This is a genomic window from Microcystis sp. M31BS1, assembly GCF_020245285.1.
GTDB lineage: Bacteria > Cyanobacteriota > Cyanobacteriia > Cyanobacteriales > Microcystaceae > Microcystis > Microcystis panniformis.
Genome location: NZ_JADBVE010000188.1, coordinates 14,171 through 31,348, shown reverse-complemented (window position 1 = coordinate 31,348; position 17,178 = coordinate 14,171). Strand labels below are relative to the sequence as shown.

Sequence of the window (17,178 nt, the reverse complement as noted above, 5' to 3'; positions counted from 1 at the left end):
GGGGGGATCCCCCTTGATAAGGGGGGTGCCGATAGGCGGGGGGATCCCCCTTGATAAGGGGGGTGCCGATAGGCGGGGGGATCCCCCTTGATAAGGGGGGTTTCTGATAATTTTTAACGCCTACCTACTTAACTTATCGTTTAGGCAACGAAAGCAGCCCGCTTGAATCTGTCTTCCTCTTTGTGTTCTTTGTGCCTTTGTGGTTTATCCCCACAGCCAATCCGACTGTTAAAACCCAGTTATCGAGCGTTTCTCGCCAATCGCCGCTATTTATTGTGATAAGCCGCCTGTAGGTCCCGAATCGAAAACAAAGCTTGAAACTGTATTCCCTGAGATTGGTAAAATTCCGCCCCTCCTTGTTCTCTATCCACCAAAGCAATGATTAAATCTACTTGATAACCCGCATTGCGTAATCTTTCTACCGCTACCATAGCACTTTTCCCCGTTGTCACCACATCTTCGAGGACAACCACCGCAGCCCCGGGGTTTAAAGTCGGCCCCTCGATATAAGCCATAGTACCGTGACCTTTTGCCTCTTTACGGACAATTAAGGCTGGAATAGGGCGATTTTCGTAGGCAGATACCACACTAACAGCACTGACAATCGGATCCGCTCCTAGGGTTAATCCTGCCACCGCTTGGGTATCTGGAGGCAGTAGAGACAGCAATAAACGCCCCACGGCTAAAGCTCCCTCCCCAGTGAGAGTAACTTGTTTGCCGTTGATATAGTAGCTGCTTTTTTGTCCTGAGGACAGGGTGAAATCTCCCTCTCGATAGGCAAGACGGACAAGAGCATCGAGGAGAAATTGATGCAGGGAAGCAGTATCGAGATTCGCTACCGAGGAATTAGCCATATTTTCAGGATTAGGAGTCTGACTGACTCCAAAATTTCGGTTACAATTAAGCCAAAAGTCATTATATATTGACTCGATCGCTAGTATTGATTTCTTTCTCATCCCATTGACGCGATTTTTTAATTAACCCTATCCCTGTGAGGAGATTTTTACCCATGCGCGCTAAGTTTTTACTTCCTCCCCTGTTTTGTTTAACCGGTTTAGTCTGGTTAAGTTCGTCTAATGCGATCGCCCAAAATTCACCCGCCACCAATCCTGCACCGGTAAAAACCCAACAATTGCAACTTGTCCCCTCTCCCGATACGGCGGTGGGATTTAATAATATCCCTGGTTTGTTTAACCGCGCTGTTAATAACAATACGGGTCGTTTCTACGACTATACCAACATTTTAGGACAGTTCAACTCTCTTTTTGGTTGGCGTACTTTTCCCCAAGGTTCCTATTTCGATAATCTGATTACCCGGGATGCCAAATTAACCGAAACTTTATACTATGATGTCATGCAACAGCAACAGTCTGGGCCTTTAATTCGCACCCAAGATTTACCCAATCCCTTCGATACTTCCCTACAGGAAAATCCCAGTTATTTAAGTCCAGGCGGATTTTAATCTACCAATTCAGACTTGAATTGGCTAAGTAGCTGGTTATAATTAAATTAAAAATGGATTTTAGGTTCGATCCCCCCTGCCCCCCTTGATAAGGGGGGTGCCGATCCCCCCTGCCCCCCTTGATAAGGGGGGTGTCTGACAACTTTTAACGCCTACCTACTTCACAATGTAATCGGTCGAGAATCTTCTTTGAAGGTTTCCGAACTGCGGCAAGATACCTTTTTAGGTTCAATCGAAGCTCCCTGAGAAGCTAAACTCTCACCCATTTGGCAATATCAAGGGTTTTGTCATAACGATAGCTCATGCCATCATTGGCAACAATCGTTTGACCTCGACTGGCTTTATTTTTGATGGTACTTAAGCTATAGTTGGTCAGTTTTTGCATTTCTTGATGGGTAAAATTGTCTTGATTGTTTATTTCAGAGACAATTTCTATCGTTTCATCAACGGTTTGCTCATTGTTGGTATGAGTTGCAATCGCTGCTGATGGATGATAGTCTGCCATGCTCATTAAACGCCAAGTAGAATCCTCGGAAAGTTCCAAAACCCTTTGATGATAGTTAAACAAACTTTCTCGATGTCCGACACTAATAAAGGTCTTGCCAGTTTGTTGTAACTGTTTATATAAATGATCTTCATTTTTTAAATCTAAAGCACTGGTGGCTTCATCTAAAATCACAAAATCTGGCTGATTAACGAATAGTCGCGCAAAAGCTAGACGTTGTTGTTCTCCTAAAGATAAAATATTTTCCCAATCCACTTCTTCATCAAAATTTTTGATGCGATTAAGAACATCTTGTAGGTTAACTTCTTGTAAGATTTCTTTTAATTGGGATTCACTCATCTCCGTTGTCGTTTGAGGATAAATTAGCTGTTCGCGCAAGTTTCCTAAAATGATGTAAGGACGTTGGGGTAAAAATAATAAATCTTCTAGGGGAGGTCGCATCAAATTACCTGTCCCTGTATTCCATAACCCAGAAATAGCGCGTAAAAGAGAACTTTTTCCTCGACCACTTGGACCAACAATTAATAAACCTTCCCCTGGTTCAACGGATAGGGATAAATGTTCGACAATCACTTTAGCGGCATCGGGAGTTTGTAAGGTGACATCATCAAAAGCTAGATTGTTATTTTCAATAACTTTAATGGTATTAACAGGGGTTTTTTGTTCGCTTACATCCTCTAACGCTTGGGAGAAATCTTCTAACCGTTCAATATAATTGATAAACTCACCGGAGCGTCCAAATTCATCGACTAACACAGATAAAGCTGTGGAAAAGAAATAGCAACAATAGCTGGCTTGGTTAACTTGTCCAAACTCAATTCTACCACTAATATATAATGGGGAGACAATTAAGAAGGGGAAGATTTGAACAATGGATTCATAGCCGCGGTTAAAAAATTCTTGGTTTCTTTCCCAATTAATTTTTTCAATTATAATTTTAATCACCTGATTGAACTTCCTTTGAATAATATTTAACTCTTTTTCTTCCCCTCTAAAAAATGCAATTGATTCGGCGTGAGTCCGAACATGAGTAATGGCGTATTTATAGGTTCCTTCGGTTTCTAATTGTTGTTTACTGACTTTATTTAATTGTTGAGTAATATAGGTAGCAAGAATATTTCCAATAATCGTATAAACCAAAAGCACTATAGAAATGGTTCTAGAAATTGACCAAAGGATGACAATAAAAACCATCATCTCCATGAGTTTTTCGACGCAGGTTGTTAAAAAGTCCATCGTTGTTCTGGTGATGGGTTGAATTTCTTGGGATAAACGTTGATCTGGATTTTCAATATCTCTTTTAAAATTGATTTGATAATAAGCACGATTTTTAAAATATTTTTGCAAGATACTACTATTGATCCATTGATACCAATCCAGCGCAATTAGTTGTTTAAGAAACTTGGACAATCCTCCGAAAAACGTCATACTACCTAGGGTAATCCCATAAATAATGACAAGATGAGTTAATTTTTCTACATCCCTAGCTTCTGTGAAGGTAATTAAGTCTCTAAAAACAAAACTATTAAACGCATTAAGACCTACTAATCCCACTAATAATAAAAACAATAAAACGAGCATTCCCCAGGAACGAATAATCTGTGAAAAGGCTCTATCCTGGTGTTCTTTAGGATACCAATAAACTTGAATAAATCTTAAAAATTCTTGAAGAGATTGATTGAAAGTTCGGACATCTTCTTTGAGATTTATACTATCTGAGGTTTTTTCAGCAACATTCATAGGATTCTCCTTACTCTAAAATGAGGGACATTAGAACTTTGAATGTCTATCTCTTAAGTTAGACACTAATTCAGCATACCATAAAAATCTGCATTATTATCACAAATTATATTACTACTATTTTCTGGCTTTTTTACAGATCAGGAATGAATATTAACCAGAATTGAATCAGATTCATAATCGTTTGATAATTTTGGCAGGATTACCAGCAACAACAGTAAAAGGTTCTACATCTTTTGTTACAACAGAACCTGCTCCAATAATTGCTCCTTTCCCAATCGTAACTCCTTTAAGAATTCCAACATTAAATCCAATCCAAACATGATCTTCTATCACCACAGGTGCAGATTTTATATCAACATCCTTAGCATCCTTAATCAGATTATTCAAAATGACTACTTCCACAAATTCTTTCTGTCTTAAAATATAATTTAATGAATGAGCATCGGTATCATAAATATTGACATCATCGGAAATCATAACTTCGTTTCCAATTTTGATAGAATTGGCCGATCTAATTCGAGTTCCTTCACCAATATAACAATTTTTACCTATTTCTATTTTTCCACCATGAGCAAATAAAAATAATTCACCCAATATGATGGTATTCTCTCCAATTTGAATTAGACTTTTATCCTCCCTACAGTTTATACACTTTCCGATAAATTTGACGGAACTGTGAAATGTAGCATTGTCGGAAAGTTTTTTATGTTTTTCGATCCGTTCTTGTTCTTCTAAAAATTTTGAAATTAATAAATATAATTTATGTTTTAAGTTAAACATAAGATTGATCTCGTGGAATTCATGATCTGGATTTTTGAATTTAGAGGTGTGATAAAATCGACATTTATTGTGTTAAAAACCCACTTTTAGTAAAATATGCAAAATAAGTTTTTAACAATTTGTGATCAATCGGGGGAAAATTAAAGGCCGTACCCTTTAACCCCATTACCGTATTTTGAGAATCCAACTCGGGGGAATAACCTGCCGATAAATTTTCATCTGAAAAAATATCTAACACCGGAGATAAAGCATTATCTGTATTAATTTTACATTGTTCGGTTAAATGCGATCGCCATTTTTCAAAAGAAACCAACTGCAACGGATAACCCATTTCCCGAACACAATCAAATAAGTCACGATTTAAGGTTGGGTGAGAATTCAACAAATGAAATGCTTTCCCTAAAGAGCTTTCTTGACTGGCTAAATGTACAATTGCACCACTCACATAATCCACAGGAGTGAGGTCTTCTGTACTGTCACCAAAATCAGGAATCATTCCTAATTGAATACACCCTTTAATCAGACGACAAAACAAATCTTCTCTATTACAAATTCCGGTTTTACTATGTCCAATAATTCGAGATGCTCTAAAAATTGTCATCGGAAGTCCCCGCTTTCGAGCTTCCATGATTAATTTTTCAGCGACCCATTTACTTTGAGTATAACCAGCATTGAGTCCATGATTTATACCTAGAAGATCAGATTCTTGAATTAAGTTTCCTTGAGCATAACTGGGGGAAAAAATAGAAATCGTTGAGACAAAATGAACAGGTTTAGTTTTAATTAAGCACGCTAATCTCAAGATTTCTGCTGTTCCTAAAACATTAGTGGGTTTCAGTATTGAATAGGGATAAATGGCATTAACCCAAGCTCCATTATGATAAATCACATCAATTTGATTCCCTAAGTCCAGAAAATCTGGTTCACACATTCCTAAACGCTTTTGGGATAAATCACCAATAACAGGAATAATACGAGAGCTTTTCTGTTCATCCCATAATTGAAAGATTTTTAATTTCTGGTAAATTTTCGCTTGAGCTTGTTCTAAACTTTTGTCTCGAATTAAACAATGAATATTAGCTTCTGTTTTGTCTAATAATTCAGCTAATAAATGAATTCCGAGAAAACCCGTAGCTCCTGTTAGCAAAATATCAGCAGGTTTTTGAGGAAAGGGAGCCACAAGATTCGGCGGTTGAATGGAGGGATCTAAGGTAATTTCGACTTGCCAATCTGGGATTTGATCGCTCTCAATTTCATCAGATAAATTCAAGTCTAAATTAGAGGATAATCCTGCTACCGTCGGTTCTGAAAAAAGATAGTTTAAAGGAATATTAATAGCTAATTGTTCTCGCAGTCGAGAAATCACTTGGGCAGCTTTTAAAGAATGACCACCTAAGTCAAAGAAATTATCGAAAATACTAATTTGCTTTAACCCTAAAACATCTTGCCAAATCTCAGCAACAATTTTTTCCGTAGCTGTTCGGGGTGTAATCATCGTTTTTTGCTCCTGAATTTCGGTGGGTGCGGGTAAAGCGTTACGATCAATTTTCCCACTACTCATTAAGGGCAATTCTTGAAGCTGTACAAAGAAAGCTGGAATCATATAATCTGGTAATTTCTGTTTGAGAAAACTTCGCAATTTTGCAGGATCAATGGATGGAGATTTTGGCACAATATAAGCCACTAATTGTTTATTATTTTTTTGATCTTCTCGAACAATTACCGCCGTCGCTCGGACATCTGGGTATTCAGTTAATACGGCTTCAATTTCGCCAATTTCAATGCGAAACCCTCGAATTTTGACTTGATTATCAATGCGTCCTAAAAACTCTATATTTCCATCGGGTAAATAACGAGCTAAATCTCCAGTTTTGTAGAAACGTTGATATTCTGATGAATTAAAAGCATGAGTAATAAATTTTTCACGGGTTAAATCATCGCGATTGAGATAACCTTTGGCCAAACCTAAACCTCCAATTAACAGTTCTCCTGGTATTCCAATGGGGACTTGTTGCAAATAGCGATCACAAATATAAACCTGTGTATTTGTAATCGGTTTACCAATGGCAACAGAATGAATTTGAGCAATTTTATGAATGAAATTGGGATTAAAAACTGTGCTGGTTATCGTAGCTTCTGTCGGTCCATAGGCATTCAACCAAGTGATATCTTCTCGTTGACTATTTGATAGGATTTTTTGCCATAATATTAATCGCTCTGCTAATACTTCTTCACTTCCTGTAATCACTAAGCGTAGGGTTTCTGGTAAAGTTATTAAAGTTTGAGATAAATCTAATACCCATTCATGCCAATAAGTAGCCGGAAGATTAATTATCGTTAAACGATTGTGCTGAATAAATTGAGTAAAATCAGCTAAAGAAGTGAACATTAATGCAGGACGCATGACTAAAGTTGCACCCGTTAAAAAGGTTGGATAAATTTCTTCAGCAGCTACATCAAAGGTAAAAGAAGCAAATTGTAAAATTCGATCACGACTTGTTAAATCATAGGCTTTAATGATTCCTAAGCTATGATTAACTAAACTTTGATGTTCAATCATAACCCCTTTAGGAGTGCCTGTTGAACCAGAGGTATAAATAATATAAGCTAAATTATTTGGCTGAATAGGGTTAAATAAATTGTTTTGACTTTGACTAGCAATTGAGTTTTCTTCAGTATCCAGACAAACTACTTTTGCTTGATGATTACGTAATAAATTAATCAAGGTATTTTGAGTGATTAATACCGAGACTTGAGCATCATTTAAGATATAGTTTAAACGCTCTTGGGGATAATTGGGAGCTAGAACAAGATAAGCAGCACCCGTTTTAATAATTGCCAAAAAACTGATAATAATAGATACAGATTGTTCTAAACAAATACCCACTAATGATTCAACTTTAACCCCCTTAGATTGGAGATAATGAGCTAATTGATTGGCACGATCATTTAAGTCTTGATAGGTAACTTTTTCCTTGCCCCATTCTATTGCGATCGCAGTTGGAGTTTTTAAAACTTGATGTTCAAATAATTCATGAATACAAACCTTGGGATTTTCAGCAATATTAGTCTGATTCCATTGAGCTAATAACTTTTGTTCTGATAAAGGTAAAATAGGTAATAATTCAATCGATTGTTCAGGATTAACGGCAATTCCTTCTAATAAAGTTTTAAAGTGGGTAATCATGCGCTCAATTGTGTCTTGATTAAACAACGCGCAATTATAATCAAACGATCCAACTAAACCCTCAGTCGTTTCTTGCATGGCTAAGGTTAAATCAAATTGAGCAATTAAAGCATTCATCGGAACGGGAGTTAATTTTAAATCCGCCATCGAAAAATGATTAATGTGCAGCATATCTTCCCAAGAAAACATCACTTGGAATAAAGGACTATAACTTATATTTCGTTCAGGATTTACCGCTTCTACCACCTTTTCTAAGGGTAAATCTTGATATTCATAAGCTTCTAAAACCACTTGTTTAACTTGATTTAATAAAGCTTGAAATGAGAGATTTTCTTTAAACTGAGTGCGAATGGGTAAGGTATTAACAAAGCAACCAATTAAGGGTTCAATTTCAGGAAAATGTCGATTGCCACTGGGAATCCCAATCACAATATCTTCTTGACGGCTATAGCGATATAATAAAACATTAAACGCCGTTAAAAGCGTCATATTCAAAGTAGCGGTTGACGTTTGGCTAATATTTTTCAGGTGTTGGCTTAATTCTGGACTTAGTTTAAATGTACAATTATTGCCTTTAAACGTTTGTATGGGAGGACGAGGATGATCAGTGGGAATTTCTAATAAGGGTGGAATTCCGGTTAATTGTTGTTGCCAATAATTAACTTCCTGGGTGAGTTTATCTCCTTGTAACTGTTGTCTTTGCCAAACGGCAAAATCACCATATTGAATAGGTAAATCGGGTAAAGGATTAGATTGTTTTTGTAAAAAAGCTTCATATAAATGAGAAAGTTCTTGTAGTAAAACTTTCATTGACCAGCCATCAAAAATAGAATGGTGTAAACTCAAAAATAAAAGATAAGAGTCAGCTTTTAATTTAACCAAAAAAGTCCGCATTAAAGGAGCTTGGGTTAAGTCAAAGGGAGTATAAATTTCTTGTTCGGTTAATCGCTCTAATTCTTGGGTTTGTTCCGCAGAAGATAAAGACTGTAAATCCACTAAAGGCAAATTTAACTGAATTTTCGGTTTAATAATTTGTCGGGGAATTTCGTCAACTTCTTGAAAACAGGTCTGCAACACTTCATGACGTTGCCTAATAGTTTCTAAAGCTTTTCTAAAGATATCAATATCCAAATTGCCGTCAATTTGAAAGCGAAACGGCATATTATAGGTATAGCCTTGAGCTTCTAATTGGTACAAAAACCAAAGTCGTTCTTGAGAAAAAGAAAGCGGTACAAGTTGAGATGGATTCCTAGTAGGTATCGTATTTGTTTTTACACCGATTCCTTTTTTTTGTAGTAACAGCTTGAGTAATTTCTGTTTGTCTTGAGAGTTATGGTTCATTTTTGACATGGGTTAAATAGGATTAATTTAGTGAAGGTTGGTTTGATGGATACAAATCAACCTAAAAATTGTGGCTCTTCGGTTTGTGTTATGCAATGAACGGGAGTTATAAGGGATGGAACCCTTATATAGAAAGGCATTTAGCGATTTTTGTTAATTGTTTTTTTTCTAGAGCGAACTAATCAATTAAGTCTCTTGCCAGATAAGGATTTAGTCGATTTATGCCCCCCTATCGAACCATACCAAGTAACGAAGAACCAAAATTGTTTAATTATTGATGCTAAATAGCGGTATAACCTCCATCTACCATTAAAATTGCTCCAGTGACATAAGAGGAAGCTTCAGACGCTAAAAACACGACAGGGCCAATTAACTCTTCTAAATCTCCGGTTCGTTTCATGGGAATTCTAGTATATAATTCGTCCATTTCATTGGAAGTTGAACGTAAACCTTCTGTTCCTTCCATCATATTATTCATATACCCCGGTGCAAAAGCATTGACTCGAATTTTGTGACTAGCTAATTCGACCGCTAGGGATTTTACTAATTGATTGACCCCACCTTTTGCGGCGCTATATGCTCCTGAAGATTTGGGAACAGCAACGAAAGCACAGATAGAAGAATTCATAATAATTGATCCCTTTGTTCCTTGTTTGATCATTTGTTTGGTTGCGAGTTGAGCGCAATTAAAATAACCTTTTAAGTCAACATTAATAACCTGATCCCATTCAAATTCCTCTAATTCATCAGTGTTTTTGAGAATTTCAACCCCTGCATTACAGACCATAATATCGAGTTGACCATAATGAGCAACCGCCTGGTTAATTAAATTCTGACAAGCTTGACGTTGACGAACATCGGTCTTAATTGCGATGGCCTCACCTCCTGCTTCTTGAATCAGTTGAACCGTTTGTTCAGCACCAACTTGATTAATATCACCAATTACCACCTTAGCTCCAGCTTGTGCTAACCCTTGCGCTAATACCCGACCAATTCCTCGGGCAGCACCCGTGATAATTGCAACTTTACCTGTTAAATCAAAGAGATGATTTGTCATTTTTTTCCTTCAGTTTAAATCAATGTCCATTATAGAAATATTAAGTCATTTAGGTTCAGCTTTGAGATAATAAAGCTTGAACTTCTTCTGGTGAAAGTTGGGAAATTTCTTGAACTGTTACGGCAATTTCATTTAGTAACCCTTCATTCCCCACTAATTCAATCATGACTTGAGTTAATTGGCTGATAGTTGAGTGATTAAAAAGTTGACGCACAGAAACTTCAATTTCTAAGGTTTGACGGATTTTACTAATCAGTTGAATTGCTTTTAAAGAATGCCCACCTAACAGAAAGAAATCGTCTTCAATCCCAACTCGTTCGACTTCTAAAATTTCTGCCCAAATTCCTGCTAAAACTTCTTCAATTGCAGTTCGAGGAGCGACATAATTTTGAGTTAACGATAAGGGGTTTTTATCGGGTATTGGTAAGACTTTTCGATTAACTTTACCGTTAGGACTGAGTTGAAAAGATTCCATCACAACAAAAGCAGAGGGAATCATATAATCGGGTAGCCAGTTTTCAAGGAAATGACGTAATTCAACTTGGTTTACGGTTTCACCTGAACGGGGAATAAAATAAGCGGCTAAATATTTTTCTCTAGCTGTTTCTCCCTGAACTGTAGCAATGGCTTGGGCAATTTGAGGATGTTGATTTAAAATAGTTTCTACTTCCCCTAATTCAATTCTATAACCTCTAACTTTCACCACATCATCAATTCTTCCTAAATATTCAATGTCTCCATTGGGTAAATAACGAGCTAAATCTCCAGTTTTATACAACAATGAATTATCGCTAAAGGGATTAGGAATAAATTTTTCTTGGGTTAATTGGGGATTATTGAAATAACCCCGCGCTAAACCGCCACCCGCAACATATAGCTCCCCAGTCACTCCGATAGGTACGGGTTGAAGATGGGAATTTAAAATATAAACTTGCACATTAATCGCGGGTTTACCAATGGGAATATACTTCGGCCAAAGCTCAGGATTAGGGTCAAAGGTATAACTGGTAACGATATCTGCTTCTGTGGGTCCATAATAATTGTAAAGGGTACAATGTTCGAGTTTTTTGAATGTAGAAATCATCGTTGGAGTAATTTGTAATTGCTCTCCAGCTGAAATAATTTCACGCAAGTTAGCAAATAAGTAGGTTTCCTCACTATAGGTTTCAATTAATTGTTGTAACAAAGTAACGGGCAAAATCGCTTTATGAATGGGTTTATTTGCTAACAATTGACTTAATTTAGCCAGGTCTAAGCGAGAATCTTCTGGAACAATAAATAAGCTTCCCCCTAAACACAAAGCGGCAAAGATTTCGTGATAGCTGACATCGAAATTAAAGGGAGCAAATTGTAAGAAATTCCTTTCGGATGACGTTTTTAATTGATGATGCTCAATAATATTCGTTAAGGATTGATGCAGGATCATAATCCCTTTAGGTACACCCGTAGATCCTGAACTATAAATAATATAAGCCAAATCCTTTAAACTAACGGGGTTGCCGGGATTATTCTTGGGTTCTAAGGCAATTTCTGAACCTTGTTCATCCAATAAAATCCGTTGAGAAATGGTTTCACTGTTTAAGAGTAATTGACAATTTTTTTCGGTTAAGAGGGTTTTAAGTTGGGTATCTTGCAGGATGTAAGAAAGTCTTTCTTGAGGATAGGTTGGGTCTAGGGGAACACAAACGCCGCCTACTTTTAACACTGCTAAAACGGCAATCACCATATTAACAGACCTTTCTAAACAAATCCCCACTAAAGATTGAGAACTAACCCCAATTTTTTGTAAATAATGAGCCAGTTGATTAGCAGATTTATTCAGTTCTTGGTAGGTTAATTGTTGCTCTTGAAAAACAACGGCAATGGCTGAAGGAGTTTTGAGAGTTTGTTGCTCAAATAATTGATGAACGCAGTGTTTTAGAGGCTTTTGGGGTGCAGTTTGATTCCATTCAATTAATAATAATTGACGTTCACCTTCCGTTAATAAAGGTAAGTCTTGAATCCGACGATGGGGATTAATGGCGATTCCTTCTAATAAGGTTTTAAAATGACCTAACATCCTTTCAATGGTGTCATTTTCAAATCGTTCTTGAGGATAAATAATTTTAATACTTAAGGCTTCTCCAGGGGTGACAATCACCGTTAAGGGGTAATCAGCATTGCCATAATCTTGCATTTCACCGACTTGTAAACCGCCTAAATTCTCACTATCATTGTCGCTAAAGGGTAAATTTTCAAAGACAACAAAACTTTCAAAAACTGAATGAGGAGCAGGAATTTCACTCCATTTTTGAATATCAATTAGAGAACTATAACTATATTGCTCTCGTTCTAAATGCTCTTGTTGTAATTGTTGAAACCAAGTTAATAATTCAAGTTGAGGCTCAATTTGGATGCGAACGGGTAAGGTATTTAAAAACATCCCCACCATCGATTCAATCCCTGTAAAATTGGGCGGTCGTCCCGAAACTGTTGCCCCAAATACAATATCAGATTCACTACTATAATGATGTAATAATAAAGCCCAAGCTCCTTGAATTAGGGTAGAAAGAGTAAGGCGATGTTCTTGGGCGAGTAATTTCAGACGACTGGTAATTTCTGGAGAAAGTTTTGATTTTTGATCAAGATAATTTTTACTTTGAGTAACAAGAGGATTTAACGGTTTATCAACTACTAATGGGGTCGGAGAGGTAAAACCTTGAAGATTTTGTCGCCAAAAGCGTTCGGACTGAGTTTGATCTTGCTGTTGTACCCAATTAATATAGTCTTGGTAAGGGCGAGGTGTCGGTAAATTGACGGGTTGATGGTTGATGAGTCCAGCGTAAAACTCGAAAACTTCTTTCAACAGAATTGCTGTTGACCAACCATCTAATAAAATATGATGCCCAGTATTAATAAATTCATATTTTTGATCTTCGACTTGAATTAAATGACATCGAAGTAAGGGGATTTTATCTAATTCAAAATATTGCTCTTTATCAGAGGTTAACAATTCCTGAAATTTAGTTTCTTGTTCGGCGGGAGAATGCGATCGCCAATCTTGATTAAACCAAGGCAAAGTGACATTTTTTCTAACTATTTGTAAAGGCTGTTTGGTTTTTTTCCAAGCAAAACAAGTCCGTAAAATACTATGTCTATCTACTACTCTTTGCCAAGCTTGTTGGAAAGCATTAATATCTAAATTGCCTTGCAATGTGATTTGAATTTGTGATAAATACGTCTTTGATTCTGGATTATATAAAGAATGAAACAGCATCCCCTGCTGCATGGGAGAAAGGGGATAAATGGATTCAATATCTTTTTTACTAACCTTAGATTGTTGAGGTGTTACCATTATTTTTTCCAATAGATTAAATAAAAATGTGCGTGAGTTTCTTTAATCAAACTTAGAACAAATTACCTTTAAGGCTCTTCTAGGTTCTGTGTGATAAGTTTAACTTACATAGTATCGTTCGATCTTTGTGTCCTCTGTGTCTCTGTGGTTCCTTCCACCCCCTCGCTAGTAGGATTAATTTTATCCCAAATTTTGGCAACAATTTCTGTGTTTAAATTATGAACATGATACACCGCTTTTTCTGGAGAAGTTTTTTTAATAGCAAGATAAGGATTAGCAGAACCAACTTTATCCATTTGATAAACTAGGATCACCGAAGGTTGTTGAAGCTCCTGTTTAAATTTGCGTTGCAGCCTCCAAATATTAAAATTATTAATAATACTGGAAAAAATGGGAAAGTTACGAGTATCTTTAGTCGGATAGTAGGGAACAAATTTGTCTAACATTTGAGATTTAGATTGGCTATTCATGAACCTTGTGGTTGTGGATTTTTACTTGATGGATAAGTTTAAAATGCTGACGAGGATAAACCCCCATCGAGGGGAATAGTAATTCCCGTTATATAACTCGCACATTCTGAAGCTAAAAATACAACGAGATTAGCAAATTCTTCAGTTGTACCAATTCGATTCATGGGAATTGTTTTTAGAATTCTTTCTCGGATTAAATCTGGGGTAGTTCCCTCCTTTTTGGCATAAATTTCTAAATATTCTCGATGTCTAGGGGTGTCAATAACGCCGGGGTTAACACTATTAATTAAAACATTATAGGGGGCGGTTTGTCTAGCTACTGATTTGGTAAAATTCATTAAAGCTGCATTGACAACACCAGATTTAACTAAACGAGGGGATGGCTCTTTTCCCGATGTGCCAATGATATTAACAATTCTTCCCCAATGTTGTTTTTTCATAATTGGTAATACTAAATTGGTTAAGCGAATATAACCCATTAATTTTCCTTGAAAAACGTTTAACCAATCTTCATCAGAAAGGTTTTCAATTAAATTTTCAGCAAAGTTAGCTCCTTCAGAATTATTGACTAAAATGTCAATTTTGCCATATTGATTTAAAGAGTCCTGTATTAATTGTTCAGAATCTTGAGCTTGATGGACATCAGCCACTAAACGCAGAATTTGTTGGGCAGGATAAGCTTGAGCCAGAGATTGATAAGCTTGTTCTAAGCGTTGGGAATTGCGACCACAAATAATTAAGTGACAGCCTTCTTCTGCCAATTTTTCAGCAATGGTAAACCCAATTCCCGCACTACTTCCCGTAATCAAAGCCACTTTATCTTTTAATCCTAAATCCATAAACTTTCTCCTAGCATTTTGTGGTTAAACTTAAAATTCTAAAACAAACTAAATTAAAATTTTAATCAAATTAATATCTTGATTCGATGAATTATATCCTTTTTTTAAAACTTTTGAAGGAGCATAATAAATTTGACCATATTCTAAATACTGTTCTTCATTTTCTATAAAAATTTCTAATTTTCCATTCAAAATAAATCCGATTTCTTCTTGCTCACCTTGATGTGGGGGAATGGAATAACCAGAAGGTATTTTCATCATCACGATTTCAAACCAAGAACCCTTAGCCGATTGACAAGGTAAATGATTGATTTTATCTTGGTTGTTTGATAGGGTTAATACAACGTCTTCTGAAGGTAAAGCAGAGGTAATCCGTTTAAGATCAAATCCAATCATCGGTTCGGACAAGGGATTAACAAAACCATGGGAAACATTAGCATCGGCGACATGAATATCTTGTAAAGCTCTCAAGGGTTTAATCACATCTTTAATATACAGTTCCAGTTCTCCTGAGAGTACCATGCCAATTTGACTTTCAGGATGTTGGTGGGATTCAAGTTTAGCATTAGGAGCTACAACGGATAATTGAAAAATGGTATCTTGGCATTGAAAAACCTCTAATTCTACATGATGATTGAGTTTAATAGGTTTGGGAATTGGGAAAAATTCAGACATGATTTTAGGGGACAAGTTCAAAATGAAATTGAGAGGTTAAATTTCAATTATTTTTATGTGATGAAGACAACTATTTTCATCGGATAGGTAACTTTTTTAGGTATGCACAGGTAAATAAATACCTTGAATCATGGTGTTTTCCTTTTTGTGAAATAAAGACCAACTCATCTCAATTTTACCATATTGTGAAATAAATTCTAAATCATGTTCTCGGAGGGCATTTTCATTGGTAATGGCTAAATCTGCCAACCCCTGTTTAACTTGAATAGCGGCAACACTGGTAGAATTAACCAATGTGATTTTAATATTGTTTTGATTCAGGTCGCCAGGTAATAGATAGGGAAGTAAAGGAAGAGGAGCGGGATGAGTAACCAGGGTACAATTTTCTAAAACGATTTCTTCATTTTTTCGCTTGGCTAATCCGTAAACGGGTGTGGGATAGGTGAAGATAAAACCTAGTTTAAAACTCGGTTCCATATAGAAATCATTAATTTTTTCATAGGCATGGGGTACTAACGCCAAATCTATCTGATTGTCGAGTAAAGATTCCTTTAAATCTGTAAAGCTATCAAATAAATGACTACTAACCGAAATCTGTTGTAATTTCCATTGAGAAATTAGATAATTTAAGGTTTGTTCGCTGCTGGTTTCTTTTGGTCCCAAAGTGCCAACGCTTAAAGTTTTGACATCAAGCTGGGGATAATACAATTCCATTGAAAACTTTAACATGGTTTTAAGGCTCCTGAATGTTTAAGGGCGGATAAATTAGGATTTCCGGTACAAAATAAAACAATTTCAAGTTCAGCAATTAAAAATTTTACTAACTCATCAACGGCGGCTTCTGATTCAATCGCTCCTACCAGAAACGGTCGAGCTAACCCTCCTAAATCGGCTCCTAGAGCGATAGATTTGGCAATATCTAAGCCATTTTTTAAGCCACCAGAAGCAATTAAAGGAATGGTTGAATTCATAGACCGAATGGCAGTAATACATTCAGCCGTAGGCAAACCCCAATCGGCAAAAACTTGTCCGAGATGCCTTTGTCTGTTGTCTTTGGCTCTTTGGCTTTCGACTTTGGCCCAGGACGTGCCTCCGGCCCCCGCCACATCAATCGCGGCGACTCCGGCTTCAATTAATTGTTTGGCCATCACCGCAGAGACGCCATTTCCGACTTCTTTGGCGATGACGGGAACGGGCAATTGAGCGCAAATTTGCTGAATTTTAGCGAGTAACCCTTTAAAATTAGAATCGCCTCCCGATTGCACCCATTCTTGTAAAGGATTGAGATGCAGAATTAAGGCATCAGCTTCTAATAATTCCACCAATTTTAAACAGTCTTCTAAACCGCAGCCGTAATTTAACTGTACAGCCCCTAAATTCGCTAACAGGAGAATATCTGGCGCCAGAGAACGGACTGCAAAGGTCGGCGCTAATTCCGGTTGTTCGAGTGCAATGCGTTGAGAACCCACCCCCATCGCTAAACCATAACGTTGAGCGACCGTTGCCAATCGAGTATTGACTAAATGAGCTAATTCTGTTCCTCCGGTCATGGAAGAGATGAGAATTGGAGCTTTTAAAGATTTCCCCAAAAAGGTTGTCCCCAGTTCAATATCGCTACGGTCAAGTTCAGGAAGACAACAATGGGTAAAACGATATTTTTCTAAACCGCTTGTAAGTTGTTGAAATTCTACATCTTCTTCGATACAAACTCGCAGATGTTCGCTTTTACGATTTTCAATTTCACTGGGAAGATTAGGTGATGGCATAGTTGTTATCAAGCAGGAG

Annotated in this window: 13 protein-coding genes; 2 read left to right on the top strand and 11 right to left on the bottom strand. The window is 36.8% G+C overall.

Annotated elements, in window-relative coordinates; all coding sequences use genetic code 11:
• Window positions 1-266 precede the first annotated feature (266 nt).
• Entirely contained in the window at window positions 267-956 is a 690-nt protein-coding gene (pyrE, locus tag IM509_RS10970; protein WP_185236813.1) for an orotate phosphoribosyltransferase, read from the bottom strand.
• Window positions 957-1,009: 53 nt separating this feature from the next.
• On the opposite strand from pyrE, the gene IM509_RS10965 reads away from it, so the two are divergent.
• A complete protein-coding gene (locus tag IM509_RS10965) occupies window positions 1,010-1,462 on the top strand; it encodes a hypothetical protein (protein WP_052275373.1) in 453 nt (150 codons plus the stop codon).
• 250 nt (window positions 1,463-1,712) lie between these two features.
• On the opposite strand, the gene IM509_RS10960 is transcribed toward IM509_RS10965, so the two are convergent.
• The 3 genes from IM509_RS10960 to IM509_RS10950 form a co-directional block, all read right to left on the bottom strand.
• A complete protein-coding gene (locus tag IM509_RS10960) occupies window positions 1,713-3,707 on the bottom strand; it encodes an ABC transporter ATP-binding protein/permease (RefSeq protein ID WP_185236812.1) in 1,995 nt (664 codons plus the stop codon).
• Window positions 3,708-3,881: 174 nt separating this feature from the next.
• A complete protein-coding gene (locus IM509_RS10955; protein ID WP_185236811.1) occupies window positions 3,882-4,490 on the bottom strand; it encodes an acyltransferase in 609 nt (202 codons plus the stop codon).
• 64 nt (window positions 4,491-4,554) lie between these two features.
• Window positions 4,555-9,027, bottom strand: coding sequence for a non-ribosomal peptide synthetase family protein (locus IM509_RS10950; protein ID WP_185236810.1), 4,473 nt, complete (start codon window positions 9,025-9,027; stop codon window positions 4,555-4,557).
• 141 nt (window positions 9,028-9,168) lie between these two features.
• Between IM509_RS10950 and IM509_RS10945 the strand changes: the two genes are divergently transcribed.
• On the top strand, window positions 9,169-9,306 hold the full coding sequence (locus IM509_RS10945) for a hypothetical protein (RefSeq protein ID WP_287716924.1): 138 nt from the start codon (window positions 9,169-9,171) through the stop codon (window positions 9,304-9,306).
• Here IM509_RS10945 and IM509_RS10940 read toward each other — a convergent pair.
• The 7 genes from IM509_RS10940 to fni form a co-directional block, all read right to left on the bottom strand.
• A complete protein-coding gene (locus IM509_RS10940) occupies window positions 9,299-10,075 on the bottom strand; it encodes an SDR family NAD(P)-dependent oxidoreductase (RefSeq protein ID WP_052275369.1) in 777 nt (258 codons plus the stop codon). The genes IM509_RS10945 and IM509_RS10940 overlap by 8 nt on opposite strands.
• A gap of 55 nt (window positions 10,076-10,130) precedes the next feature.
• A complete protein-coding gene (locus IM509_RS10935; RefSeq protein ID WP_185236808.1) occupies window positions 10,131-13,409 on the bottom strand; it encodes a non-ribosomal peptide synthetase in 3,279 nt (1,092 codons plus the stop codon).
• A gap of 104 nt (window positions 13,410-13,513) precedes the next feature.
• Window positions 13,514-13,879, bottom strand: coding sequence for a capsular polysaccharide biosynthesis protein (locus IM509_RS10930; RefSeq protein WP_272079462.1), 366 nt, complete (start codon window positions 13,877-13,879; stop codon window positions 13,514-13,516).
• Between the two features lie 38 nt (window positions 13,880-13,917).
• Window positions 13,918-14,718: an SDR family oxidoreductase gene (locus IM509_RS10925; RefSeq protein WP_185236806.1), complete on the bottom strand. Its 801-nt coding sequence runs from the start codon at window positions 14,716-14,718 to the stop codon at window positions 13,918-13,920.
• A 48-nt stretch (window positions 14,719-14,766) separates the two neighbouring features.
• Complete coding sequence (locus tag IM509_RS10920; RefSeq protein ID WP_185236805.1) at window positions 14,767-15,393, bottom strand: cupin domain-containing protein; 627 nt, start codon at window positions 15,391-15,393, stop codon at window positions 14,767-14,769.
• A gap of 96 nt (window positions 15,394-15,489) precedes the next feature.
• The gene (locus tag IM509_RS10915; RefSeq protein WP_185236804.1) at window positions 15,490-16,122 is read right to left on the bottom strand and encodes a LysR family transcriptional regulator; all 633 of its coding nucleotides are present in this window, start codon (window positions 16,120-16,122) and stop codon (window positions 15,490-15,492) included.
• Entirely contained in the window at window positions 16,116-17,159 is a 1,044-nt protein-coding gene (gene fni, locus IM509_RS10910; protein ID WP_072924979.1) for a type 2 isopentenyl-diphosphate Delta-isomerase, read from the bottom strand. Before fni ends, IM509_RS10915 begins: the two co-directional genes overlap by 7 nt.
• Window positions 17,160-17,178 lie beyond the last annotated feature (19 nt).

Bases quoted from the DNA above. Each gene is read 5' to 3' on its own strand.
- IM509_RS10915 (WP_185236804.1), bottom strand. From the start codon at position 16,122: ATGTTAAAGTTTTCAATGGAATTGTATTATCCCCAGCTTGATGTCAAA.
- IM509_RS10920 (WP_185236805.1), bottom strand. From the start codon at position 15,393: ATGTCTGAATTTTTCCCAATTCCCAAACCTATTAAACTCAATCATCAT.
- IM509_RS10955 (WP_185236811.1), bottom strand. From the start codon at position 4,490: ATGTTTAACTTAAAACATAAATTATATTTATTAATTTCAAAATTTTTA.
- IM509_RS10960 (WP_185236812.1), bottom strand. From the start codon at position 3,707: ATGAATGTTGCTGAAAAAACCTCAGATAGTATAAATCTCAAAGAAGAT.
- fni (WP_072924979.1), bottom strand. From the start codon at position 17,159: ATGCCATCACCTAATCTTCCCAGTGAAATTGAAAATCGTAAAAGCGAA.
- IM509_RS10940 (WP_052275369.1), bottom strand. From the start codon at position 10,075: ATGACAAATCATCTCTTTGATTTAACAGGTAAAGTTGCAATTATCACG.
- IM509_RS10950 (WP_185236810.1), bottom strand. From the start codon at position 9,027: ATGTCAAAAATGAACCATAACTCTCAAGACAAACAGAAATTACTCAAG.
- IM509_RS10925 (WP_185236806.1), bottom strand. From the start codon at position 14,718: ATGGATTTAGGATTAAAAGATAAAGTGGCTTTGATTACGGGAAGTAGT.
- IM509_RS10935 (WP_185236808.1), bottom strand. From the start codon at position 13,409: ATGGTAACACCTCAACAATCTAAGGTTAGTAAAAAAGATATTGAATCC.
- pyrE (WP_185236813.1), bottom strand. From the start codon at position 956: ATGAGAAAGAAATCAATACTAGCGATCGAGTCAATATATAATGACTTT.
- IM509_RS10930 (WP_272079462.1), bottom strand. From the start codon at position 13,879: ATGAATAGCCAATCTAAATCTCAAATGTTAGACAAATTTGTTCCCTAC.
- IM509_RS10965 (WP_052275373.1), top strand. From the start codon at position 1,010: ATGCGCGCTAAGTTTTTACTTCCTCCCCTGTTTTGTTTAACCGGTTTA.